We start from the raw sequence: 26,095 nt of genomic DNA, 5'->3' as shown, positions 1-26,095 counted from the left end.
AGTGAAGGTAAAGAATGTTGAAGGGTGCAATCTAAATTTTCAGATAAAGTCATAAAAAAATGAGCGTATTTACATACACTCATTTTTACTACATTTTACTAATATTTGCTTAACTGACTGGCATTACCTTTATGAAGGGCTTCTTTTAAATATTGTCTAGCTTAGAAATGGAAAACACCTAAGCCTGTTTTCACTTCATCTAAAGTGGCCTGTGTAATATCACGGCATTTATCTGTACCCGTTTTCAAAATATCCATAATGTAATCCGGGTCTTTGGCCAGTTCCATACGACGTTCACGAATCGGACCGATCAGCTCTTTCAGAATACCTTCCAGACGTTTTTTCACCGTACCATCACCTAAACCACCACGGCGATAATGTGCTTTCAGTTCTTCCAGTTCTTCTTTATTGGTGTCGAATGCATCCAGGTAAGTAAATACCACATTGCCTTCAACCTGGCCTGGATCTTCGATGCGAAGGTGATTCGGATCGGTATACATCGCATTGACAGCTTTTTTGATGTCTTTGTCAGAGGCATCTAGAACAATAGTATTACCTAATGATTTAGACATTTTCGCTTTACCGTCAAAACCTGGTAAGCGTCCCACATTAGAAAGCAGCGCTTTACATTCAGGCAGTAATTCACGGCCAATCTGACGGTTAAGGCGACGTACAATCTCATTGGTCTGTTCGATCATTGGAATCTGGTCTTCGCCCACCGGAACTACAGTTGCTTTAAAGGCTGTGATATCTGCTGCTTGAGCCACTGGATAGCATAAGAAACCTGCAGGAATATCACGCTCAAAACCACGCATCTGAATTTCTGATTTAATGGTCGGGTTGCGCTCTAGACGTGAAACTGTCACAAAGTTCAGATAGAGCATAGTCAGTTCGTTTAAGGCTGGCAGGCAAGACTGAACACAGATAGTAGTTTTGGTTGGATCAATACCGACAGCCAGATAATCTGTTGCTACTTCAATAATATTGCGACGTACTTTTTCAAAGTTGTCTGCATTATCTGTCAGGGCTTGAGCATCAGCGAGTAACAAATGTTGATGGTGAGAATCTTGTAAACCTACGCGAGAGCGTAATGAACCGACAAAATGGCCAAGGTGAAGCTGTCCGGTAGGACGGTCGCCAGTCAAGATTACTGGACGATTATCTTGATTACTCATTATCTATTCCAAAAAGTAGTCTGTACTACATCAATATTTTAACGAATGGCCACATTGTACGGCATTCTGTTTTTGAATGTCAGCCAGAAAAAAAGCCGTAGTAAAAAAATCTTATTAATTAAACAAGTGAATACAATATTTTTTAAATATTTTCATTAAAATATGTCTAAAGATGATAAGGATAACAAAAATGGCGAGCAGCTTATTAATATTATTGGATGATATTGCGACTGTTTTAGACGATGTTGCCGTGATGAGCAAGATGGCTGCAAAAAAGACGGCAGGTGTCTTGGGGGATGATTTGGCGTTAAATGCCCAGCAAGTCAGCGGTGTACGGGCAGAACGTGAACTTCCTGTGGTGTGGGGAGTAGCGAAAGGTTCTTTTATTAATAAGCTGATTCTTGTTCCTTTGGCTTTACTTATTAGTGTGGTTGCGCCCTGGTTAATCAATCCTTTACTCATGATTGGTGGTTTATTTCTCTGTTATGAAGGCGTAGAAAAAGTCCTGCATAGCTTAAAGCATAAGAAAGCCAAGACTGAAGAAGACGCTGAGGCTGAATTCACTACGATCGAAACTGATTTAGCCACATTTGAAAAAGAGAAAATTAAGGGTGCGATCCGAACTGATTTCATTCTGTCTGCGGAAATTGTAGTGATTTCTTTGGGCACCGTGGCAGCCGCAGCTTTTACCACCAAGGTCATCGTACTGGCAGGAATTGCCATATTAATGACAGTCGGGGTGTACGGCTTCGTTGCCATGATTGTTAAAATTGATGATCTAGGTTTGTACCTGACTAAACAGGCATCCAGCTTCAAGCAAAGTATAGGCCGTGGATTGCTGGCTTTTGCTCCTAAATTGATGAAAACCCTGACGATTGTAGGTACGATTGCAATGTTCCTGGTCGGTGGCGGGATTATTGCTCATACCATTCCATGGTTTCATCATTTCACTGAAGATTCGGTTGAGTATGTAGAGCATATGCCTAGTCTGGGCAGTATCGTAGGGGCTGTTACGCCTACACTGATTAATCTGGTGATTGGTTTTGTGGCAGGGTTAATCGTATTTATCTTGATTGGCTTTATTCAAAAAATCAGATCGAAATCAAAGCAGGCATAAATCAGGCCCGTTAAAATAAGCTGACTTTAAACTATAAGGAATCTCACTATGCGCTGGAAAGGACGTCGTGTTAGTAGCAATGTAGAAGACCGTCGTGGTGGTGGTGCCAAAGCCGGTGGAATCAGTATTCTCGGGTTGATTATTGCTTTCGTGGCCTGGAAGTTTTTTGGCGTTGATCCACAGCAAGCCTATCAAACCACCAAGCAGGTCACGCAAGGGGTTTCTAGTGCAGAAACACGGGGTCTGGAAAATCCAACGCCAGAACAGCAAGAAGCGATCGATTTTGTAGGAACTGTGCTTGCCGATACAGAAGATACTTGGTCTCAAGTATTTCAGCAGCAGCTGAACCAGCAATATACTCCGCCTAAACTGGTTCTATTTAGTGGTGTGGTAAATTCTGGTTGTGGTACAGCGCAATCGGCCATGGGACCTTTCTACTGTCCGGCAGACCAGAAAGTTTATATTGATACGGCATTCTTTAAAGATATGCGTACTCAGATGGGAATTAGCGGGGAACAGAACTCAACCGAGTTATCTCGCAATGATCAGGCTGGTGATTTTGCTCAAGCCTATGTGGTAGCGCATGAGGTGGGTCATCATATCCAGACCATTCTAGGTATTTCTTCACAGGTACAGCAGGCACGTCAACAAGCTACTCAAGCACAGGGTAATCAGCTTTCTGTACGTCAAGAACTACAGGCGGATTGTCTGGCTGGGGTATGGGCTTATCATAACCATGAGCGTACGCAGTTCCTGGAGCAGGGTGATGTGCAGGAAGCCATGGATGCGGCACACAAGATCGGTGATGACTATCTGCAGAAAAAGGCACAAGGCCATGTCGTACCAGACAGCTTTACGCATGGTACCAGTGCACAGCGGGTAAAATGGTTTAATACCGGCCTGAAATCAGGTCAGATGTCTGCTTGTGATACTTTTAATCAAAATATCTAAAACTAAAAATCAAAAAAGGGGAGCAAATGCTCCCCTAATGATTGAATAGTTATTTTTCCAGAAAACGACGGAAGTTTTTCAAAATCTTGATACTGACAAATAAGGCAGCCAAGGCAAATAGCGAAATCGCAAAGAGAATATATTTTAAATTGCTGATGTCATTATTATAAAATTGCTTCAATTCATTTTTGGAATAGCTAAGTTTAGTGATCTGACCAGTTCGACTATCTTGGAACTGAATATTTTCAATATAAAAATAATTTCTCACTTTTACTAAATTAACATTTTGAATCTGCCGGGTATGTGACTGATTATAGTCATCAGTACATAGGGCCGCATAATGCTCACAGCTGATTTTTGCTGCATAACCATTTCCCGCAATCAGGATAAACAGCGCATTGTCTGGACGTTGATTATTAGACACCAGTACATATTGTGCTTTGGCACTGCTTTTTAAAGGAATGCTCACGGCTTGCTGATAATATTGATCTGCTTTCAGAATTTCCTGAACTTTGGCAACACAGGTAAACATCAAGGAGAGTGTGACCAGAAAAATGACAGCAGCGAGACATAGACGGAATATGGTTTTGACAGTTTGATGCATAGGAGAAAATTTCTAAATAGAAAGAAGAGAGATGAGCAATAAAGTGCTTTAAGACTGTATGTTAAATCATCAGTTGTGAATATTGAAAAGAAACTTAACTTAATTCGAAAAAAAATGGGACTAAACTTGATCCGATAAAATATACTGTTTTTTTAAATTTATATTTCAAGTAAATCTTTCAGCTCACGGCTGCAAATTGCCAAATCTTAGGAAACCTAATGGGAAGTTTCTTTTTTTTACAACTGTTGACGGTGGTCTTTGCTCTGTCAATTGCCACTACCATGTTCAACAAACGTGTTCTAAGTTTTCCTCAAGCCATTGGTGTGCCGATTGTTTCCGCTATTTTTGTATTTATCCTGCAATGGTGCGCCAGCCTGTTACAGGGTAATCCATTTTTTAGCATCAATATTGATAATATTGAGAAAGCAGTGCGCCATGTCGATTTTTATGACTTCCTGATTAATGGGGTGATCTGTTTCATTCTGACTTCATCCGCATTGAAGTTTAAGGTTTCAGATTTACGCAATCACTGGCGGCCGATTGGTATTCTGGCCAGTCTGGCATTGGTTTTCTGTGCAGTTTTCTTTGGTATTGCGCTGTACGGTTATCAGTTTCTGATTGGCAGCCATGTCGATATATTAGTCCTGCTATTACTCGGTGCTGCGCTCGGAGCAACGGATCCCATTGGGATTAAAGGTGTACTCAGTTCGGTACGCGCACCCCATCATTTGATCGTGAAACTGGAAGGTGAGTCGCTGTTTAATGATGCGATGTGTATTGCATTATTTATGACTTTACTGAATGTACTGCAAGGTGAAAACTTTACCGTACTCGCCGTCCTGCAAACATTGCTTTATGAAATTGTCGTGGCAGTCTTGATCGGGATCGGTTTTGGTCTGGCGATTTTACGTATTCTGCGCGGTAAACATGAAATGGAATCACTGATATTAACTACTGCACTGTTGGCTTGTGGTTCATATCTGGTTGCTTTATTGGCGCATGCTTCTGCACCAATTGCCTGTGTAATTGGAGGTTTGATTGTCGGGAATAAATGGAAAGAAATTCTGGCTGATGCAGATATCGGTGATGTAAACCATTTCTGGCATACGGTAGAGGGAATTATCAATTCCTTCCTGTTCACCTTGATCGGTCTGGAACTGTTCATTATTGATCTAAGCACCAGTCTGGTTCTAGGCGGGATTGTCGCTTTCATAATTCTGCATTTGGCACGCTTCCTGGCCAACCATCTGTCTTTTGCATTATTCCCTAGAATGCGTAAAAAAAGTTATAACGGCAGTTTAACCATTCTGTCTTGGGGCGGTGTACGTGGCGGGATTTCCTTAGCCCTGATTCTGGCAGTGGCCAATATTCCGCAACTGGAAGCGTATAGCAGTATTCTGATTGGATATACTTTTATTGTGGTGCTTCTTTCCGGAGTAGTTTGTGGTCTAGGTTTGCCAGCAGTAATGAATGCTTTCTATTACAACCCGAATGAAGAAACTCAAGGTTTTAAGGGCTGGTATCAGCGGATGTGCCACAAGATGAATCGTCGCGGTTTTCAGTATATTGTAGGGGAGGATGCAAATGGAAATGAAACCATCACCATCTTCCAGCCTGAAATGCTGATTGATAAGAAAGATGCAGATGGAGTAGCAACGGTGCATCATCCTGACAAAGTACAGGAAGTAAAACGTTTAGAGAATCCGGAGAATTTCTAATTTTTAGAATTTTCTATCAAGATTGAAAGCCTATGACATCAAGTGCAAGCCAGGAAATGGCACAAATGATTCTGAGTGTGGTCAGCCAGATTCCTTATGCGAAGGTAGCGACCTATGGACAGATCGCTAAGCTGGCTGGCTTGCCTAAACATGCACGTCTGGTAGGTAAGGTTTTAAGTCAGCTTGATACAGAAACCGATTTGCCTTGGCATCGTGTCCTGAACGCTCAAGGTAAGATCAGTCTCAATAAACTGGATGAATATGGACATAATATTCAACAGCAAAAGTTAGGCGCAGAAGGAATTCTATGTGTTGGAAATCGGGTCAGCTTAAAGCAGTATCAATGGGATGGATTTGTTTGAAAGAGAAATCCCCACTTGATTGAAGTGGGGATTTTTTTATTACTTACGGATGACCATTACAGGAACAGTGGCCTGTCCCAAGATGCTTTGCGCAACACTACCCAGGAACAGTTTCTTGAAGCCAGTACGGCCATGTGAGCCAATCACAATCAGATCAGTATTCAAGGATTCTGCTGCTTTGACAATTTCACTATAAATCACCTGACCTTCGAGTAGCTGGGTCTCTGCATCAATACCTGCCGCAGCAAATTTCGCTTTTGCTTCATCAAGTGTCTTCAGAATTGCAGTACGGGCACGTTCAACCAGGTCATTGGTTTGAGCTGCTGTAATGTATTCAGCAGCGATATAGGGATCAAGTGCCAGCACCTGAACCACTGTCACTTTACTGTTAAATGCTTTGGCAATTTCGACGGCTTTATCGACTGCAGCGTAGGAAGTTTCTGAACCGTCAACAGGTACTAAAATATGTTCAAATGCCATTAGAATTCTCCTTATCGGAAATAAGTTTTATAAAAATATGACGCGTTAAAATCGTATACGAATTGTTGTTTATACTTTGATCATAACGCGTATTTTATAAAAATAAAACCAAGTAAATACCTCAGTATTATGTTTAACAAAGCAATAATTTTTAATGGTTGGTATATTTTCTAAGTTTTTGATTTATATTTATATTTTGAGATTAAAATAATATGATTTTAGAATATTAATGAACTAACTTAAAAAAGCCATCTGATTTTAATACTGCGTTATTACCTGTAATTTTAGATTCAAAAAATCCCTGTTATATAAAACTATAGGAACAGGTTTAAAATTGAGATTTTAATAATGAAAAATCTATCAAACTGCATAAAGATAGACTGCTATTTCTAATAGTAACCTTCTATCAGCATAATTTTAGTGTTCTAAAACTTCCCTTTCCAAGGGTGGGTTAATACCGTTATTTTCTTTTTTAAATTGAGCACGATCTGTAATGGATTTCTCACATTCATTATAGTGATCAATTGCAAAGTTTTTAATTAAGGCGGAACGTCCAGACTGATCTTGGGGTATTTCATATTTAAACGCTTTTTCAGTAAGTTTTATACCAATCAGAGCATGGAGATCATTCGCTGTACCGTAGTGCTGTTTCATTTGCTGAATCATCCATTTCTGTGGTGCACCTTTCAGCCTAAAGAGCATGACTTCTTGAGCCAGACTTTTCACATCATCACATCCTGAAAATCTGCTGCTTGGATGAATAACAGTTGCATTGGCTAAACTTATAAAACTCAATAGGGGGCAGGCTTAGGTATATTTTGAATTTCATCATCTTCAGTTTTGCTTTAATCCAGAGATACTATTGGCCATATTTGGAAAAGTATTATAGCGATAGGAAAAGGTCCTAGATTCACTTTTTATTTTGTTTCTTCAGCAAGTTATTCTTAAAATTAAATATTATATGATACGACTTCGATTTAGAATTGGCTTTAAAAGTTGGTACCAATTTTTGTAGATTCTGTTATGGGATTTCGAATTAAATCATGATTTGTACAAAGTTTAAGAGTTTATGATTAATTTGCATAAAGACTGAACATTTGTGGTTTAAAATGCTTGACGATACAACCTGAAATTACGATAATGCGCACACAGTTTACGGCTATGTAGCTCAGTTGGTTAGAGCACCGCACTCATAATGCGGGGGTCACAGGTTCAAGTCCCGTCATAGCCACCATTTTTAAAGACCAAGCTCTCAGCTTGGTCTCTTTTTTTGTGCCATAAAAATATCAATAAAAAATTAAGAGAAAGTTCTTCTAAATATCTGTCTGTTTAAATTTTTGAATCTTCTTTTAATTTCTTAACTCTATTTATTGCTTAAAGATAAAAAAATGCCCAAGCATTTACTTGGGCATTATGGCTGATCTGGTTTAGTTAAAACTTAGATACCTGCTTTCCAACCATTAACGATCGGATAGCGACGTTCACGACCATAAGAACGCGAGCTAATACGTGGACCAATCGCACCCTGACGACGTTTGTATTCGTTAATATCCACCAGACGAATCACTTTTTTCACAACTTCAGCTTCAAAGCCTTTGGCAATGATGTCATCCTGGCTCAGATCTTCTTCAATATAAGCATAAAGAATCGCATCAAGTACTTCATAAGCCGGTAATGAATCCTGATCGACCTGATCTGGACGAAGTTCTGCTGATGGTGGGCGAGTAATGACACGCTCAGGAATCACAGGAGTTTCTGCGATGCTGTTACGGTATTTCGCAAGTTCAAACACAATGGTTTTATAAACATCTTTTAATACCGCAAAACCACCGACCATATCGCCATATAGTGTGCAGTAACCAACGGCAAGTTCAGATTTATTACCGGTTGCCAGAACCAGATTGCCGAACTTGTTAGACAGCGCCATTAATAGCGTACCGCGTGCACGTGCTTGCAGGTTTTCTTCAGTGGCATCTACAGGGGCATTGCCAAAGAATGGATACAGGGTTTGCAAGAAGCCACTTACAATCGGGTTAATCTCGGCAATACCGAAAGTTACACCCATGGTTTTTGCCTGTTCAGTAGCATCTTCTACACTGATCTGAGCAGTATAGGTATAAGGCATCATCACTGCTTGGACTTTATCAGGGCCAATCGCATCTGCTGCGATGGCAAGAGTCAAGGCAGAGTCAATACCACCAGACAGACCCAGAATTACACCTGGGAAACCTGAACGTTGTACATAGTCACGAGTTGCCATCACCAGACTTTGATATATCTCAGCCATGGTTTCCAGCGCTGGAGTAATCGTGCCTTTGCTGAACTCTAATTTTTCTGCATCGTATTCAGCGATATACAAGCCTTTTTCAAAACTAGGCGCTTGCAGAGCCACTTCGCCTGATTTATTTAGGACAAAGCTGGTGCCGTCAAAGATGAGATCATCTTGGCCACCTACCTGGTTACAGTACACCAGATTGATATTCAACTGTTTGACCAGCGCGGCCATGGTATCGATACGGTGTTGCGGTTTGCCAACTTCGTATGGGGAAGCATTCAGAACCAGCGCAGTATCAATATTTAGTTGAGCCAGCTGTTGAACCGTAGACAATGACCAGACATCCTCACAGATCAGAACACCAAACTTGTGTCCCAGATATTCGAAGACCAGATGCTGATGCCCTTCACCAAAATAGCGTTTCTCATCAAATACACCATAGTTTGGCAATGTCTGTTTATTATAAACCCCTAAAACTTCGCCATCTTTCATAACGGCGGCTGAGTTATAGCGTTCACCATCTTCGGTTTGATTGACAAAACCAAAGACCATGACGATATCTTTTACTTCAGTCAGTTTCTCAAACGCCAGTTTTGTACGTTTAGCCAGACTTGGACGAATTAATAAATCTTCAGCCGGATAACCTAAAGTTGAAAGTTCAGGGAAAATAATAAGATCAGCATTATCTTTTTTGGCCTGATTTGCCAAATCTATCATTGTCTGCGTATTTGCATCTAAATTGCCCACATGTGGAGAGAATTGAGCAATCGCAATTTTAAAACTTTTCATTCCAATTAAGTCCTATTCCTATAGGTGAGTACACTAAATCACTGATTTTTAAAATTCTAATTATCCAGCTGAGTGCAGTTTGATACGAACAAAATGCCAAATGGCCAAAATTAAAAAAAGTCATGACCGCATGATCATTAAATCTTGATTTGCGAGCTAAAAATATCATACTTGGCTTATTTTATCGAAATTTGAGGCAGATGCTAGAGCTGTTTCAAGAGAATTGAAACAGATACACAAAGTTATGATCAGAAATGACTTATTATGGTGCTTTTTTATTCTGGTAAATTCACAAAAATACTCAAATAGATTTAAATGTGTTTATTTTTCAAAAATAGAAATCAACAGAATACTTGAGTGAAAAATATTCAATATCATCTGCTTATCTGATTTTTTAAAATAATATTGGGAATTTTTTTTAGAAAAATATCGCGTGCAATATCTCCCTGTTGTTCAATGTTATAGTCTAAAAAGGATTTGTTGGGATTAAATTGATATTTGTAAGGATTATATTTTCCCATACTTAAAAAATAAGCGGCTTGTAAAAAAGCGCCCTTAAACAACACATTAATATTCTGCTGATATTGATAAATATGCGCCATTTCATGAATGAAAAGCGCCTGATAAGAACGGCTTTCTTTAGAATAATCGTCCCGATAATTCAAGTTGCGGACGTGAATATAACCACTTGGTGCCATAATCACATGCTTGGATTGCCAAGGCAGGAAAGGGTGATTCATGACACGGACTGCTGAATAGTCAATCAGGTCAGCAAAGACTTGCTGGCAAAGCTTGATTTCCCCTGAAGTTAAGTTCCGGCTTTTAAACTGATCAAAACGAATCATTCTCAGGATGAAGGGAAGCAGGTAAAACAGCATTAAAACTCAATCCTTAACGATATAAGAGTAATTTCTAGAAATTTGTAGAAATTGAAAATTCTTCAGGTTTACTATTTTAAGTTTTTCACATCTTGGTTGTGTTGGTTTTTGTCAGTCATAAAAAAACCACCCAGAAGGGTGGTTTTTACGTCTTTCAACGCTAACCGAATTAACGGTTGATGTCGCGTTGAACTTCACCAGTGTAAAGCTGACGAGGACGACCGATCTTGTAAGGACCGCTGTGCATTTCTAACCAGTGGCTGATCCAACCAACTGTACGTGCAAGCGCGAAGATCACAGTAAACATTTCTGTTGGGATACCAATCGCTTTAAGGATGATACCTGAGTAGAAGTCTACGTTAGGGTAAAGGTTACGTTTGATGAAGTATTCGTCAGAAAGCGCGATACGTTCAAGTTCCATAGCAAGAGCAAGCTGTGGATCGTTGATGCCAAGAGCACCAAGAACTTCGTCACAAGTTTCTTTCATTACTTTCGCACGTGGATCGAAGTTTTTGTACACACGGTGACCGAAGCCCATGAGTTTAACTTCTTTAGTTTTCACTTTTTCCATGAAGCCAGCAACGTTTTCTACAGTGCCGATTTCATCAAGCATCTTAAGAACAGCTTCGTTCGCACCACCGTGAGCAGGACCCCAAAGTGCAGAGATACCAGCAGCGATACATGCATATGGGTTAGCGCCAGTAGAACCAGCTAAACGTACTGTAGACGTAGAAGCATTTTGTTCGTGGTCAGCGTGAAGCGTGAAGATACGGTCCATTGCTTTCGCAAGGATTGGATCTACTTTGTAGTCACGGTCTGCAGGAGTTGCAAACATCATGTACAGGAAGTTTTCAGCGTAAGTCAAATCGTTACGTGGGTAAACGAATGGTTGACCAACAGTGTATTTGTAGCTCCAAGCTGCCAAAGTAGGAATCTTAGCGATTAAACGAATCGCAGTGATTTCACGATGGTTAACATCTTCGATGTCCAGATTGTTGTGATAGAACGCAGACAACGCACCAACAACACCAACCATGATTGCCATAGGGTGAGCATCACGACGGAAACCGTTATAGAAGCGGCTTACTTGATCGTGAACCATAGTGTGGTTACGAACTTTAGCGTCGAATTCTTCTTTTTGCTCAGCTGTTGGAAGCTCGCCATTAAGAAGTAAGTAGCAAGTTTCTAGGTAATCAGCTTTAGTTGCTAACTGGTCAATTGGGTAGCCACGGTGTAAAAGAACACCTTTATTACCATCGATGAAAGTGATTTTAGACTCGCATGCAGCTGTTGCCATAAAACCAGGATCAAAAGTAAAGTGACCTGCAGCCAACACATCTTTAACGTCGATTACATCTGGGCCCAATGTGCCGCTGTAAATTGGTAATTCAATTTCTTTGCCATCAAGCTGTAAAACGGCTTTCTTGCCAGTTGCTTCAGACATTCAATAGATCTCCTGTCCTGGTGAATGTATATCCGAGTTGCCTATCAATCTTTTAATGCACAAAACGGACGGATCAAAAATTTGCTATAAGATTAGTGGCTACTGAAATTTTGTCAATTATACTTATGGATGAAAAATGACATTCTCACAGTGGTTTAGTCATTTATCTTGGTATAAAAAGTTTAATAAAATCACAGTACCAAACCTCTATAATAAGTCAAATTGAACAGAAGGTGCAGAAAAAAATATAGTCTTTGCCGTATTTGTAAGCGTTTTTTCCTAGCAAAAAATAAAGGAGAAATTGAGAAAATATTCTAAGACTGCAACTTAAAATTATATAAATCTCGTAACTTACATCGATTTCCTTAAGTTTTTACTTCAAACTTGAATTATAAATAAAAGCAATAAATTTTCTTTTTGGCTCTGTTTAATCGGCTAAAAAATAGCTCGTAAATTTGCTTCACTTTGTTTAATACAACTTAAACAAAAATAAATAAGTGTTTTTTTGAATATAAAATGTCTAAAAACATCAAAAAAACTATGATCTACAAAGAGATAAGTAGGTTTTAGTATAAAAATTCTAAATTGAGATGCCTTTATATAAATAGTCATTATTTATTTGTGAAATATATCCTTATGATTTTACTTGGGATTAATAAGGACTTAGGATCGAAATTATATTTTTGCTGTTCATCTTTAGTCTAAATCTACTTAGTCGAAGCTTGGCTAGATAACAGACTAAATTAATCAAGTTAATTATTAAAAAACAAATATCTAGAATGAGAATATGAAGATAAAGTAAGTGGGGGAGAACTTAAAGTTATTGTTAATGATTCTTATTTAAAGGTTTTTTGTTCAAAAAGCCAAATACAGTTGTTTGTATTTTAATAGTTCACGTTTTATAATTCAGTGTCGTTTTATGTTTAGGCATGTATTTGCCTGATAATGCCAGCTTTCCTTCGAATTAATTCCAACAAACTCCGGATGGAGTTTTTAACTACAGGATGCCCGCTGTGAAAAGCAACAGACCTGTCAATTTGTCCATGGGTCAAGTTTTAGAAGTAAACTTAAAATCACCCGTGGCTATTGCATCAATTCTACACCGTCTTTCAGGTGTCATCGTATTTTTACTCGTACCGGTCCTTTTGTGGCTGTTGGATAAATCATTGTCTTCAGCAGAAGGTTTTGCTGAAGTGCAGGAAATCTTTAACGGTTTCTTTGTCCGCTTTATCGTATGGGTATTTGTAGCCGGCTTAATTTATCATTTGTTCACTGGTATTAAGCACTTACTTGCAGATATCGGCGTTGCAGAAGAACTGCAAAGCGGTCGTACTGCAGCTACTATTTCATTAATCTTGTCTGCAATCGGTATTGTTGCAGCATTTGTATGGATCGTACTCTAATGAAAAGTGCTACTGGTTTAACAGGTTCAGGTTCTCGTGATTGGTTTGTCCAACGCATCAGTGCTGTAGTTCTAGCTGTTTATACCGTTGTGGTGTTTGGTTGGATCCTACTGAATGGTGGCTTCAACTACGAGCAATGGTACGGCTTTATGATGACAGTTCCAATGAAGATCATGTCTTTGTTGGCAGTCTTATCTCTTGTTGCGCATGCATGGATCGGTATGTGGCAGGTATTCACTGACTATGTGACTACTCGTCAAATGGGTCCATCAGCATCAGGTTTACGCCTTGTACTGACTTCAGCAGTGATTATTGCTGTATTTGCATATGCGATCTGGGCAATCCAGATTTTTTGGGCGAATTGATAGGAAACAATCATGGGCGCTATAACCCCTAAAGAAGATTACACAAATATTCCACACGAAACTTTCGATGCAGTTATCGTTGGTGGTGGTGGTTCTGGTATGCGCGCTTCTTACCAACTTGCTCAAGCAGGTTTGAAAGTTGCGGTACTGACTAAAGTATTCCCAACACGTTCTCACACTGTAGCAGCGCAGGGTGGTATCGGTGCATCTCTTGGTAACATGCAAGAAGATAACTGGCACTACCACTTCTACGACACAGTTAAAGGTTCTGACTGGTTAGGTGACCAAGACGCGATCGAGTTCATGACTCGCGAAGCACCGCAAGTGGTATACGAATTAGAACATTTAGGTATGCCATTTGACCGTAACGCAGATGGTACGATTTATCAACGTCCATTTGGTGGCCACTCTGCAAACTACGGTGAAAAAGCAGTTCCACGTGCATGTGCTGCAGCCGACCGTACAGGTCACGCTCTTCTTCATACGCTTTATCAAAGCAACGTGAAAATGGGTACTCAGTTCTTCGTTGAATGGATCGCGCTTGACCTGATCCGTAACGAAGCTGGTGATGTACTGGGTGTGACAGCAATCGATCAGGAAACTGGTAAAATTGCTGTATTCCAGGCGAAAGCTACATTATTCGCTACAGGTGGTGCTGGTCGTGTTTACCGTGCATCTACTAATGCTTATATCAATACTGGTGACGGTCTTGGTATGGCAGCTCGTGCAGGTATTCCATTACAAGATATGGAATTCTGGCAATTCCACCCTACAGGTGTTGCGGGCGCAGGCGTACTGTTGACTGAAGGTTGTCGTGGTGAAGGTGCAATCCTTCGTAATAAAGACGGCGAACCGTTCATGGAACGTTATGCACCGACTCTGAAAGACTTGGCTCCTCGTGACTTCGTATCACGTTCTATGGACCAGGAAATCAAAGAAGGTCGTGGTTGTGGTCCTAAAGGTGATTATATCCTTCTTGATATGACTCACTTGGGTGCTGACACCATCATGAAACGTCTGCCATCTGTATTCGAGATTGGTAAGAAATTCGCGAACGTTGACATTACTAAAGAGCCAATTCCTGTAGTACCTACAATCCATTACCAAATGGGTGGTATTCCTACAAATATTCATGGTCAGGTAGTTGTTCCTGAGTCTCCAGAATCTGAAGCTCTAGTAACGAACTACGACAAGAATACTGATACCTATTCTACTAACCAAGAAGGTCGCAACTTCACGAAACCAGTGAAAGGCTTCTATGCGATCGGTGAATGTTCATGTGTATCTGTACACGGTGCAAACCGTTTAGGTACAAACTCACTGCTTGATTTGGTTGTATTTGGTAAGGCTGCTGGCCAGCACATCATCGACTACGTGACTAAACACCACGGTGATGAGTATGAACCGCTTCCTACAACTGTGCTTGAAAACACAATTAAGCGTGTTCGTAAGCTCGATGAATCAACAACTGGTGAGAATGCTCAAGAAGTTGCTGATGCAATCCGTGACATCGTTCAAGACCACGCGGGTGTATTCCGTACAACTGCGCTGCTTGAAGAAGGTGTAAAACAAATTCTTGCAATTGAGCCGCGTGTTCGCAACATTCACTTGAAAGACAAATCTAAAGTATTCAATACTGCACGTATTGAAGCTCTAGAAGTTGAAAACCTGTATGAAGTTGCTAAAGCGACCTTGATTTCAGCTGCTGCACGTAAAGAATGTCGTGGTGCTCACACTGTGGTAGATTTCGAATTACCACCAGATCACCCAGAGTATCCATATGGCCGTCGTGACGACGAGTGGATGAAACACACCTTGTGGTTCTCTGCTGATAACCGTCTTGAGTACAAGCCAGTGCGTTACAAACCACTTTCGGTTGATGCAATTCCACCGAAACCACGTACATTCTAATCAGGAGATTAAAGATGAGTAGAGGTACTCGTACATTTCATATCTACCGCTACGATCCTGATAAGGATAAAGCACCGTATATGCAAACTTTTAAGCTTGAACTGACTGATAAGCACCGTATGTTGCTTGATGCGCTTCTTGCATTAAAAGTACAGGACGAATCTTTGACATTCCGTCGTTCATGCCGTGAAGGGATCTGTGGTTCTGATGGTGTGAACATCAACGGTAAAAACGGTTTGGCGTGTCTTTGGAACCTGAACGATTTACCAAATGAAATCACGATTCGTCCACTACCTGGTCTTCCAGTAATCAAAGATCTTGTAGTTGACATGAACCAGTTCTACGATCAGTACAACAAGATTCATCCGTTCTTGATCAACAACCAGCCTGCACCTCCTAAAGAGCGTCTGCAGTCTCCTGAAGAACGTGAACACTTGAATGGTCTGTATGAATGTATTCTTTGTGCATGTTGTTCAACTTCATGCCCATCATTCTGGTGGAACCCAGACAAGTTCTTGGGTCCTTCAGCATTATTGAATGCATACCGTTTCATCATCGATTCGCGTGATACAGGTACTCAAGAGCGTCTGGCTCGTCTTGACGATCCGTTCTCTCTGTTCCGTTGTAAAGGTATCATGAACTGTGTATCTGTATGTCCTAAAGGCTTGAACCCTACTAAAGCAATCGGCCACATCCGTAACATGCTTCTAGATATGGCTGGCTAATTTAGACTGCAATAAACAGTTTTTCAAAAAGCACACCACTTGGTGTGCTTTTTGCTTTATAGGGCTCCATAAACGAACAGTGGTCGTGAAAACTGCTGTTATTGGTGCTGTATCTCATATGATCAAATCGGGTGATGAATCATTGCAGAACATTTTGGTCGGATTTATGCACTATTATGATGTTGTTTGAGGTATTTATGATTTTTAGATGTAATTCTGGACTGAAAAAGGTTTTCAATAATGTTATTATATAACGCAAAGTTGCAAAGGGAGTGGATTGGAAGATTTACTCTCTTTTTGTTTATCAAAAAGATGTAGGACTTTGGTCTACGCTGAATGTGTTTTTCATTTAAAGCTCCCTATGTTAGAGTAATTTCTGATAGAAGTATTTGACTAAAAAACATGCGTTCCTCGTCAAAAAAATCAATTGATTAGTCGAGATCGTGATAGCATTTAGCACAAGACTATATTTAAAAAATGTGTGGGCCGATGTACATTTTTTAAACACGGAAGAGGTTGAGAATAGTATATAAATGTAAGTCAAAGTCGCTTTAGAAAAAATATAGTTTAAATCTTTGTTTTTTCTAAGTCGATTTGCAAAAAATTGCTCGGTCACGATCGGGTATTCAATGAGTGATGATGCCGCTGAGGGGCGTTATTGTTCATTAAACATATCAAGAATTTTCTTGGTGTGGTGATAACGCCTCATGGCTTATGCCTTATGGGGGACTAATGTTGAATTATCAATTTGACATTACTAATCCTGGGTTTTGCTTAAAAAGCATCCTGAAAATGTTTTTGCAATAGGAAATGGGTCCACAAATGCAAGAAGTTGCTGACGCTCTGCGTCTTGACACTGAACTTTCCGCTGATAGTGCAGCGTATATTGAAGAACTTTATGAGCAGTACCTCACTGCTCCAGACTCAGTGGGTGCTGACTGGAGAGCGTACTTCGATAAATTCCCAAAAGGTGATCAACCACACAGTAATGTACGTGAGCAATTCCTACTTTTAGGTCGCAATTCAAGCCGTATTCAGCCTGTTATCCAATCGACAGTAAGTTCAGAGCATGAACGTCGTCAAATTGGCGTTTTACAGCTGATTGCTGCGTACCGTAACCGTGGCCACCAAAAAGCAAAATTGGATCCATTAGGTCTGGCTAAACGCGAAGTTGTGCCAGATCTTGATCTTTCTGCGCACGGTTTAACTCAGTCTGATCTGGACACTATATTCAATACCGGTAACCTTGCGATTGGTAAGGAAGCAGCGACTTTGGGCGAAATGGTCCAAGCGATGGAAGCGACTTACTGTAGCTCTATCGGTGCTGAATACATGCACATCGTGGATACCAAAGAAAAACGCTGGATCCAGCAACGTCTTGAAAGCGCACGTGGTCAATATGGCCTGAGTGCTGATCAGAAAAAACATGTTCTTGAACGTTTAACTGCGGCTGAAGGTCTGGAAAAATACCTCGGTAATAAATTCGTGGGTGCAAAACGTTTTGGTGTTGAAGGCGGTGAGTCTTTCATTCCTATGGTGAATGAATTGATCCAGCGTGCCGGTTCTGTAGGCTGTAAAGAAGTCGTAATCGGTATGCCACACCGTGGTCGTCTGAACCTTCTGGTTAACATCATGGGTAAAAACCCGGCTGACCTGTTCGGTGAGTTCGAAGGCAAATCACTACACAAGAAAGGTTCTGGTGACGTTAAGTATCACCAAGGTTTCTCTTCTAACGTGATGACTCCAGGTGGTGAAGTTCACTTGGCATTGGCGTTTAACCCATCTCACCTTGAAATCGTTGGACCTGTAGTTGAAGGTTCTGTACGTGCACGTCAAGTCCGTCGTAAAGACATTGGCGGTGATGACGTATTGCCAGTCATTGTTCACGGTGATGCTGCATTTGCAGGTCAGGGCGTAAACCAAGAAACCTTCCAGATGTCACAGACTCGTGGTTACACAGTAGGTGGTACAGTTCATATCGTAGTGAACAACCAGGTTGGTTTCACCACATCTGATCCACGTGATGCGCGTTCTACAGAATACTGTACTGATATCGCGAAAATGATTCAGGCGCCGATCTTCCATGTAAATGGTGATGATCCTGAAGCTGTGTTGTTTGTTGCTCAGCTTGCCCACGATTTCCGTCATACTTTCCGTAAAGACGTTGTGATCGACATGTTCTGTTACCGTCGTCGTGGTCATAACGAAGCGGACGAACCAGCTGCAACTCAGCCAATGATGTACCAAGTGATCAACAAAAAAGCGACAACTCGTACGCTTTATGCTGACAAACTGGTTCAAGAAGGTGTACTTGATCGTGCTACTGCAGATCAAATGGTTGAACAATACCGTTCTGATCTTGAAGCAGGTAAACATGTTGCCAATGCACTGGTTCTAGAACCGAACAAAAAAATGTTTGTAGACTGGACACCGTACCTGGGTCATGAATACACAGACGAGTGGGATACTACTTGCGATCTAGAACGTCTTAAAGAGCTTGGCCGCAAAATGCGTGAGCTTCCAGAAGGCTTCGTGATGCAGCGTCAGGTATCTAAAGTAATTGACGACCGTTTGAAAATGCAAACTGGTGAAATGCCGCTGAACTGGGGTGCTGCTGAAACTCTAGCCTATGCATCACTGCTAGATGATGGTTATCTGGTTCGTTTAACTGGTGAAGACGTGGGTCGTGGTACATTCTCACACCGTCATGCAAAACTGCATAACCAGGTAGATGGCTCAACTTATATTCCACTTTGCCATATCAAAGAGAACCAACCGCGTGTTGCGATCTATGACTCTTTATTGTCTGAAATGGCAGTACTGGCATTTGAATACGGTTACGCGACTACTCTTCCTAAGAGCCTGATCATCTGGGAAGCTCAGTTCGGTGACTTTGCAAACTGTGCACAGGTGGTGATCGACCAGTTCATCTCATCTGGTGAAACCAAATGGGAACGTGTATGTGGTCTGACTATGCTTCTGCCACACGGTTTCGAAGGCCAAGGTCCTGAGCACTCATCTGCACGTCTGGAACGTTTCTTGCAACTATGTGCTGAAGACAACATGCAAGTGATGACTCCAACTACACCTGCACAGATCTTCCACGCGTTACGTCGTCAGGCAATCCGCCCGATCCGTAAACCAATGATCATCATGTCACCTAAATCATTGCTTCGTCACAAGTTGGCTGTGTCTAACCTGGAAGAACTGGCTAACGGTACATTCCAGACTGTGATCGACGAAGTAGATAACATCAACAAAGCAGACGTAACTCGTCTAGTACTGTGTGGTGGTAAGGTTTACTACGATCTGGTTGAAAAACGTCGTGAAAAAGAATTGAACAACACTGCAATTGTACGTATTGAACAATTGTATCCGTACCCAGAAGCACGTCTTGCAGAAGTTCTTGCTCAGTATCCAAACGTGAAAGAACTGGTTTGGGCACAAGAAGAACCGAAAAACCAAGGTGCTTGGTTGTTCATCGCGCCTCGTTTATATGACGATGTGATGAAAGCGGGCAAACAAATCCGTATTAGTTACGCAGGCCGTGAAGCTTCAGCTGCACCGGCGTGTGGTTCACCATACTTGCATGCAAAACAACAAGCTCAGCTCGTTAACGACGCTCTAGCGATCGATGCTGAATAATCCAGGAGATTCTAAATAATGGCAACCGAAATTAAAGCACCGGTATTTCCAGAGTCAGTTGCGGACGGTACGATCGCAACTTGGCACAAACAACCAGGTGAAGCAGTATCACGTGATGAAGTGATCTGTGATATTGAAACTGATAAAGTTGTTTTAGAAGTTGTTGCTCCTGCAGACGGTACAATTGCATCAATCGTTAAAAATGAAGGCGATACAGTGCTTTCTGCTGAAGTGATTGCACAGTTTGAAGAGGGTGCCGTATCTGGCGCAACTCAAACTCAAGCAGTTCAATCTGAAACTGAAGCATCAGTAGAGCAAGCTGCTGCAAAAACTGAAGCGGGTAATGCACCGATCGTTGAGCGTCAACAGGTTCAAGACCAAGCTCCAGCAGTACGTAAAGCATTGACTGAATCTGGTATCAATGCTGCTGACGTATCTGGTACAGGTCGTGGCGGTCGCATTACTAAAGAAGATGTTGCGAACCATCAGTCTAAACCTGCAGCGCCTGCTGCTGCACCGTTAAGCGTTGCGGTTGGCGAACGTATTGAAAAACGCGTTCCAATGACTCGTCTGCGTAAACGTGTTGCTGAACGTCTGCTTGCTGCAACTCAAGAAACAGCAATGTTGACTACGTTCAACGAAGTTAACATGAAACCAATCATGGAAATGCGTAACCAGTACAAAGAAGCGTTTGAAAAACGTCATGGTGCTCGTCTAGGCTTCATGTCATTCTTCGTTAAAGCTGCGACTGAAGCACTGAAACGCTATCCAGCAGTGAATGCGTCTATCGATGGCGACGACATTGTTTACCATGGTTACTATGACATCGGTGTAGCAGTTTCTTCTGATCGTGGTTTGGTGGTTCCTGTACTTCGTGATACAGACCGCATGAACTATGCTGAAGTTGAAAACGGTATCCGTGCATATGCTGGTAAAGCGCGTGAAGGTAAACTTGCAATCGAAGACATGACTGGTGGTACTTTCACAATTACCAACGGTGGTACTTTCGGTTCATTGCTTTCAACTCCAATCTTGAACACTCCACAAACTGCGATTCTGGGTATGCATAAAATCCAGGAACGTCCTATGGCAGTGAATGGTCAGGTTGAAATCTTGCCAATGATGTACCTAGCGCTTTCTTATGACCACCGTCTAATCGATGGTAAAGAAGCTGTAGGTTTCCTTGTAACAATCAAAGAATTGTTAGAAGAACCAGCTCGTCTGATCCTTGATCTTTAATTCTAAAGAATAAATCCATGGGCTTAGGGTGATCCTCTAGGCCCATTTTTGGAGAGAATAATGTCTCAACAATTCGATTTAGTTGTAATCGGTGGTGGCCCAGGTGGCTACGAAGCTGCAATTCGTGCTGCACAGCTTGGTTTTAAAGTTGCGTGTATCGAAAAACGTATTCATAAAGGTAAACCTTCTTTAGGTGGTACTTGCTTAAACGTCGGTTGTATTCCTTCTAAAGCACTTCTAGATTCTTCTCACCGTTATGAAGATACTGTTAAGCATTTAGATGACCACGGTATTACAACGGGTGAAGTTGCTTTCGATTTGTCTAAAATGCTGGCGCGTAAAGACAAAGTCGTTGAACAATTGACTGGTGGTGTTGCGCAGTTACTTAAAGGTAATGGCATAGAATGGTTACAAGGTACTGGTAAATTACTTGCTGGTAAAAAAGTTGAGTTCGTACCGCATGAAGGCGAAACTCAGGTTTTAGAGCCTAAATATGTCATCCTTGCATCTGGTTCTGTACCAGTCAATATTCCAGTTGCTCCTGTAGATCAAGACCTGATCGTAGACTCAACTGGTGCGCTTGAATTCCCAGAAGTGCCTAAACGTCTTGGTGTGATCGGTGCTGGTGTAATCGGTCTTGAACTTGGTTCAGTATGGCGTCGTCTGGGTGCGGAAGTTGTTGTATTTGAAGCAATGGACGCATTCTTGCCAATGGCTGACAAAGCATTGGCAAAAGACTACCAAAAACTGCTGACCAAGCAAGGTCTTGATATCCGCATTGGTGCAAAAGTTTCTGGTACTGAAGTTAACGGTCGTGAAGTGACTGTTAAATACAGCCAGGGCGGCGAAGACAAAGAACAGACTTTCGATAAGCTGATCGTTTGTGTAGGCCGTCGTGCTTATGCTGAAGGCCTATTGGCTGAAGACTCAGGTATCAAACTGACTGAGCGCGGTCTGGTTGAGGTAAACGACTGGTGTGCAACTTCTGTTGAAGGCGTATACGCAATCGGTGACTTGGTACGTGGTCCAATGCTTGCACATAAAGCAATGGAAGAAGGCGTAATGGCTGTTGAACGTATCCACGGTCATGCTGCTCAAGTGAACTACGATACTATCATTTCTGTCATCTACACTCACCCGGAAGCGGCTTGGGTAGGTTTAACAGAAGAGCAAGCCAAAGAAAAAGGTCATGAAGTGAAAACTGGTCAATTCGGTTTTGCTGTAAATGGTCGTGCTTTGGCTGCTGGTGAAGGTGCCGGTTTCGTGAAGTTTGTTGCTGATGCAAAAACTGATCGTCTACTTGGTATGCACGTGATTGGACCTGCTGCGTCTGATATCGTTCACCAAGGTATGATCGCACTTGAGTTTGTCTCTTCAGTTGAAGATCTACAGTTGATGACTTTCGGTCACCCAACATTCTCTGAAGTCGTACATGAAGCTGCTCTTGCAGTCGATGGTCGTGCGATCCACGCGATCCAACGTAAGCGTAAGTAATTCTTCGAAGAGCGGCTCAGGCCGCTCTTTTTACATTTGGTGGTTGTTTTTGAATGAATAATCATCTAAAAATAAAGATAAGTAAAATCTAAGATCCAAAAATACCAATATTGATTGATGTGAACCAAGAAATATTGGGAAAACGTGTAATAACAAAGTCAAATAAGTAGTAAAAGGTTAATCAATGAATTTACATGAGTATCAAGCAAAAGCGTTATTAAAAAAATATGGGATGCCTGTACAAGAAGGTATTCTTGCTACCAATGCTGAAGAAACAGTACATGCTTTTGAGCAGCTTGGTGGGAAGTTTGCAGTATTAAAAGCGCAGGTTCACGCAGGTGGTCGTGGCAAAGCGGGTGGGGTAAAAGTGGTAAAGTCGGCTGAAGAAGCAGCTGAATATGCCAATCAGATTATTGGTTCACGTTTAGTGACCTATCAAACCGATGCAAATGGTCAACCAGTCAATAGTATTTTGGTTTCTGAAGATGTTTATCCGGTCGAGCGTGAACTCTATTTAGGTGCAGTGGTAGACCGTTCTAGCCGTCGTATTACTTTCATGGCATCCACTGAAGGTGGTGTCGAAATTGAAAAAGTTGCAGAAGAAAATCCTGAAAAAATCATTAAAGTCGAAGTTGATCCTTTAGTAGGATTATTGCCATTTCAGGCGCGTGAAGTGGCGTTTGCACTTAAGTTAAAAGATAGCCAGATCAATCAATTTGTTAAAGTCATGACAGCTGCTTACCAAGCCTTTGTCGAAAATGATTTTGCTTTATTTGAAATTAACCCACTCTCTGTTCGTGAAAATGGTGACATTCTCTGTGTCGATGCCAAAGTCGGTATTGATTCAAATGCGCTATACCGTCTGCCTGAAGTTGCTGCTTTACGTGATAAATCACAAGAAAATGAGCGTGAGCTGAAAGCATCTGAATTTGACCTGAATTATGTTGCTTTAGAGGGTAATATTGGTTGTATGGTCAATGGTGCCGGTCTTGCGATGGCAACCATGGACATTATCAAGCTTTATGGTGGTCAACCAGCTAACTTCCTGGATGTAGGTGGTGGTGCAACCAAAGAGCGTGTCATCGAAGCATTTAAAATTATCTTGGCAGATTCTTCTGTACAAGGTGTCTTGATTAATATTTTTGGTGGAATTGTACGTTGTGACATGATTGCTGAGGCAATTATTGCAGCGGTTCAGGAGGTAAATGTCACTGTACCTGTAGTCGTTCGTCTTGAAGGGAACAATGCAGAGCTTGGTGCCAAGTTACTGGATGAATCTGGTTTGAAATTGATTTCTGCAAATGGCTTGGCCGATGCTGCAGAAAAAATTGTTGCTGCAGTAAAAGCTTAAGGAGTATCACAATGAGCGTATTAATTAATAAAGACACCAAAGTTTTAGTCCAAGGCTTTACAGGCAAGAACGGTACATTCCACTCTGAACAGGCTATTGCCTATGGCACTAAAGTTGTTGGTGGAGTAACACCGGGTAAAGGTGGTCAATCACATCTGGATCTGCCAGTATTTAATACTATGCGTGAAGCGGTGCAAGAAACTCAAGCTGATGCTTCTGTGATTTATGTGCCTGCACCTTTTGTCCTCGATTCTATTGTAGAAGCTGTTGACTCAGGTATTGAGCTGATTGTTGTGATTACTGAAGGTGTACCAACACTGGATATGCTAAAAGCTAAACGTTATCTGGAAACCAATGGTAATGGTACGCGTCTGATCGGTCCAAACTGTCCGGGTATCATTACGCCAGGCGAGTGTAAGATCGGGATTATGCCGGGTCATATTCATCAGCCAGGTAAGATCGGCATTATCTCACGTTCAGGTACTTTGACTTATGAAGCGGTTGCACAAACCACTAAATTAGGCCTTGGACAGTCAACCTGTATCGGAATCGGTGGTGATCCGATTCCAGGCATGAACCAGATTGATTGCTTGAAACTGTTCCAGGAAGACCCGCAAACTGAAGCCATTATCATGATTGGTGAAATTGGCGGTACTGCGGAAGAAGAAGCAGCTGAGTATATCCAGTCGCATGTGACCAAGCCGGTGGTAGGTTATATCGCTGGTGTAACAGCGCCGAAAGGTAAGCGTATGGGTCACGCAGGTGCCATCATTTCTGGCGGTAAAGGAACTGCTGAAGAGAAGTTTGCAGCTTTTGAACGCGCGGGAATGGCGTATACACGTAGTCCTGCAGAATTGGGTTCAACCATGCTTGAGGTTTTGAAAGAAAAAGGTTTGGCTTAATTTATTAAGCTGATAAAAAGCCCTCAATATTGAGGGCTTTTTTATAATTGCTGCAAAAGGAGATTAAAGTCTAACTAAATGATAATTCGAAAATTGAGTATTTAGTTATCTATACCAGCTTTAGCTTTCAGGCTTTGAGTCATCCCATTGATGTCACCACCCTGAATGCCTAATTCATTCATCAGGCTATCAATCAAAGGTGCCTGGCTACGATAACGCAAAGCACTATTCACCACCTGATCGGAGAGGGCAACATTGCTACCTTCATGATGGGCATCTGCCTGACAAGAGCCCGCATGTGTGCCATGTAAACCATTCACTTGCAGAATCTTGATGTCATCAATGTTTTCCATCGGCTTAACACTTTCACGAATGATTTCAGGTAAGTATTTCAGCATGGCTAGCCGGATTTGCATTTCCACCTGTTCAGATGACAGTACATTATTTGCTTCATTCACTGCGCGAGTACCTTCAGCATCGACTTGATACTGTTTCTCCATCGCTTGAGCAAGTAATACTTTGGCATCCGCTTCACCTTTAGCTTTCAGGCGAACTTTTTCAGCTTCGGCTTCAGCGGCAATACGAACCGCTTCTGCATCATCAGCTGCTGCCTGTTTGCCAGCTTCAGCTGCAACGGTAATGGCAATTGCATCTTTCTCAGCCTGTTCTTTCGCTGCAACCAGTTCAACCGCTTTTTGACGTTCAGCTTGCTGGATCTGACGGACGGTAACGACTTCTTCTTCCGCTTTAACCGCTTGAGCACGTGCCTGATCAGCTAAAGCTTTGGCTTCAGATTCAGCACGTGATTTTTCTGCAATCGCAATTGCACGATCCTGTTCAGCCAGTTCAATCGTTTTCTTCTGTTCAACTTGGGCTTTTTGAATAAGCTGGGCTTTCTGAATGTTTTCATTTTCAACATCACGAGCCGCCAAAATGCGTTTCAGTTCTACTTCACGTTCAGCAGCAATACGAGCTTCTTCCGCTTCACGTTTTTTTGCAGCTTCCTGAGCTGCAATTTCAGCTAACTGTTCAGCGCGGCGAATCGAAATTTCACGTTCCTGTTGCAGCTTGGCATATTCTTCTTCACGGATAATTTGTAGACGTGCTTGCTCGGCTTCCAGATTTTTGGCTTTAATGGCCAGATCTGTATCCTGTTCAATATGATTACGCTTACGGCGACGATCTTCAATCGTTTCAGTGAGTTTGGTCAGACCTTCGGCATCGAAAGCATTTTGCGGCAAGCTATACTAGTAAATATGGAGTTTCA

At 41.6% G+C, this 26,095-nt stretch carries 20 protein-coding genes, 1 tRNA gene and 1 pseudogene; 14 read left to right on the top strand and 8 right to left on the bottom strand.

The genetic code is table 11. The annotated features are described in order from the left end of the window. Positions 1-161 precede the first annotated feature (161 nt). Positions 162-1,175 carry a tryptophan--tRNA ligase gene (gene trpS / locus FTV12_RS01350; protein WP_005234596.1) on the bottom strand — a complete coding sequence of 338 codons (1,014 nt, stop codon included), beginning with the start codon at positions 1,173-1,175 and terminating at the stop codon, positions 162-164. Positions 1,176-1,365: 190 nt separating this feature from the next. Between trpS and FTV12_RS01345 the strand changes: the two genes are divergently transcribed. Beyond that, complete coding sequence (locus FTV12_RS01345) at positions 1,366-2,292, top strand: DUF808 domain-containing protein (protein ID WP_180002271.1); 927 nt, start codon at positions 1,366-1,368, stop codon at positions 2,290-2,292. 48 nt (positions 2,293-2,340) lie between these two features. Further along, the gene (locus FTV12_RS01340; RefSeq protein ID WP_179992117.1) at positions 2,341-3,243 is read left to right on the top strand and encodes a neutral zinc metallopeptidase; all 903 of its coding nucleotides are present in this window, start codon (positions 2,341-2,343) and stop codon (positions 3,241-3,243) included. A 49-nt stretch (positions 3,244-3,292) separates the two neighbouring features. Here the strand turns inward: FTV12_RS01340 and FTV12_RS01335 are convergent, their stop codons facing one another. Further along, entirely contained in the window at positions 3,293-3,847 is a 555-nt protein-coding gene (locus FTV12_RS01335) for a hypothetical protein (RefSeq protein ID WP_180033438.1), read from the bottom strand. A gap of 218 nt (positions 3,848-4,065) precedes the next feature. Between FTV12_RS01335 and FTV12_RS01330 the strand changes: the two genes are divergently transcribed. Continuing rightward, entirely contained in the window at positions 4,066-5,565 is a 1,500-nt protein-coding gene (locus tag FTV12_RS01330) for a sodium:proton antiporter (protein WP_180033437.1), read from the top strand. A 65-nt stretch (positions 5,566-5,630) separates the two neighbouring features. Further along, positions 5,631-5,927 carry an MGMT family protein gene (locus FTV12_RS01325; RefSeq protein ID WP_180016887.1) on the top strand — a complete coding sequence of 99 codons (297 nt, stop codon included), beginning with the start codon at positions 5,631-5,633 and terminating at the stop codon, positions 5,925-5,927. Between the two features lie 39 nt (positions 5,928-5,966). Here the strand turns inward: FTV12_RS01325 and FTV12_RS01320 are convergent, their stop codons facing one another. Continuing rightward, positions 5,967-6,407, bottom strand: a complete 441-nt coding sequence (locus FTV12_RS01320; protein ID WP_180033436.1) for a universal stress protein — start codon at positions 6,405-6,407, stop codon at positions 5,967-5,969. 417 nt (positions 6,408-6,824) lie between these two features. Then, the gene (locus FTV12_RS01315) at positions 6,825-7,133 is read right to left on the bottom strand and encodes a hypothetical protein (RefSeq protein WP_180014674.1); all 309 of its coding nucleotides are present in this window, start codon (positions 7,131-7,133) and stop codon (positions 6,825-6,827) included. Between the two features lie 431 nt (positions 7,134-7,564). Between FTV12_RS01315 and FTV12_RS01310 the strand changes: the two genes are divergently transcribed. Beyond that, positions 7,565-7,641 (top strand) — tRNA-Met (locus FTV12_RS01310). Between the two features lie 204 nt (positions 7,642-7,845). Here FTV12_RS01310 and FTV12_RS01305 read toward each other — a convergent pair. From FTV12_RS01305 to gltA, 3 genes are all read right to left on the bottom strand, one after another. Then, a complete protein-coding gene (locus tag FTV12_RS01305; RefSeq protein ID WP_159122816.1) occupies positions 7,846-9,471 on the bottom strand; it encodes an NAD+ synthase in 1,626 nt (541 codons plus the stop codon). Between the two features lie 374 nt (positions 9,472-9,845). Continuing rightward, positions 9,846-10,349, bottom strand: coding sequence for a hypothetical protein (locus FTV12_RS01300; protein WP_179992114.1), 504 nt, complete (start codon positions 10,347-10,349; stop codon positions 9,846-9,848). A 169-nt stretch (positions 10,350-10,518) separates the two neighbouring features. After that, positions 10,519-11,793 (bottom strand): citrate synthase, encoded by a 1,275-nt coding sequence (gltA, locus tag FTV12_RS01295; RefSeq protein WP_004782984.1) that lies wholly within the window; start codon positions 11,791-11,793, stop codon positions 10,519-10,521. 1,004 nt (positions 11,794-12,797) lie between these two features. On the opposite strand from gltA, the gene sdhC reads away from it, so the two are divergent. The 9 genes from sdhC (at position 12,798) to sucD (ending at position 24,828) form a co-directional block, all read left to right on the top strand. After that, the gene (gene sdhC, locus FTV12_RS01290; protein ID WP_034705238.1) at positions 12,798-13,196 is read left to right on the top strand and encodes a succinate dehydrogenase, cytochrome b556 subunit; all 399 of its coding nucleotides are present in this window, start codon (positions 12,798-12,800) and stop codon (positions 13,194-13,196) included. Further along, positions 13,196-13,561: a succinate dehydrogenase, hydrophobic membrane anchor protein gene (gene sdhD / locus FTV12_RS01285; protein ID WP_004782980.1), complete on the top strand. Its 366-nt coding sequence runs from the start codon at positions 13,196-13,198 to the stop codon at positions 13,559-13,561. Before sdhC ends, sdhD begins: the two co-directional genes overlap by 1 nt. 12 nt (positions 13,562-13,573) lie before the next feature. Next, on the top strand, positions 13,574-15,472 hold the full coding sequence (locus FTV12_RS01280; protein ID WP_004782979.1) for an FAD-binding protein: 1,899 nt from the start codon (positions 13,574-13,576) through the stop codon (positions 15,470-15,472). 14 nt (positions 15,473-15,486) lie between these two features. Further along, a complete protein-coding gene (locus tag FTV12_RS01275; RefSeq protein ID WP_004782977.1) occupies positions 15,487-16,197 on the top strand; it encodes a succinate dehydrogenase iron-sulfur subunit in 711 nt (236 codons plus the stop codon). Positions 16,198-17,019: 822 nt separating this feature from the next. Then, a complete protein-coding gene (locus FTV12_RS01270) occupies positions 17,020-19,842 on the top strand; it encodes a 2-oxoglutarate dehydrogenase E1 component (protein WP_005234618.1) in 2,823 nt (940 codons plus the stop codon). Positions 19,843-19,860: 18 nt separating this feature from the next. Beyond that, complete coding sequence (odhB, locus tag FTV12_RS01265; protein ID WP_005234619.1) at positions 19,861-21,081, top strand: 2-oxoglutarate dehydrogenase complex dihydrolipoyllysine-residue succinyltransferase; 1,221 nt, start codon at positions 19,861-19,863, stop codon at positions 21,079-21,081. A 60-nt stretch (positions 21,082-21,141) separates the two neighbouring features. Continuing rightward, a complete protein-coding gene (lpdA, locus tag FTV12_RS01260; protein WP_004782973.1) occupies positions 21,142-22,575 on the top strand; it encodes a dihydrolipoyl dehydrogenase in 1,434 nt (477 codons plus the stop codon). 184 nt (positions 22,576-22,759) lie between these two features. Next, complete coding sequence (gene sucC, locus FTV12_RS01255) at positions 22,760-23,926, top strand: ADP-forming succinate--CoA ligase subunit beta (protein ID WP_004782971.1); 1,167 nt, start codon at positions 22,760-22,762, stop codon at positions 23,924-23,926. A gap of 11 nt (positions 23,927-23,937) precedes the next feature. Continuing rightward, the gene (gene sucD / locus FTV12_RS01250) at positions 23,938-24,828 is read left to right on the top strand and encodes a succinate--CoA ligase subunit alpha (RefSeq protein WP_004782969.1); all 891 of its coding nucleotides are present in this window, start codon (positions 23,938-23,940) and stop codon (positions 24,826-24,828) included. 101 nt (positions 24,829-24,929) lie between these two features. Here sucD and FTV12_RS01245 read toward each other — a convergent pair. Beyond that, positions 24,930-26,075 (bottom strand): annotated as a pseudogene (locus FTV12_RS01245) (flotillin domain-containing protein); the annotation flags it as partial. Positions 26,076-26,095 lie beyond the last annotated feature (20 nt).

It is taken from the genome of Acinetobacter sp. YH12233, assembly GCF_013417725.1.
GTDB lineage: Bacteria > Pseudomonadota > Gammaproteobacteria > Pseudomonadales > Moraxellaceae > Acinetobacter.
Note: the sequence above shows the minus strand (reverse complement) of the source record. Positions and strands in the feature narration are given on the sequence as shown.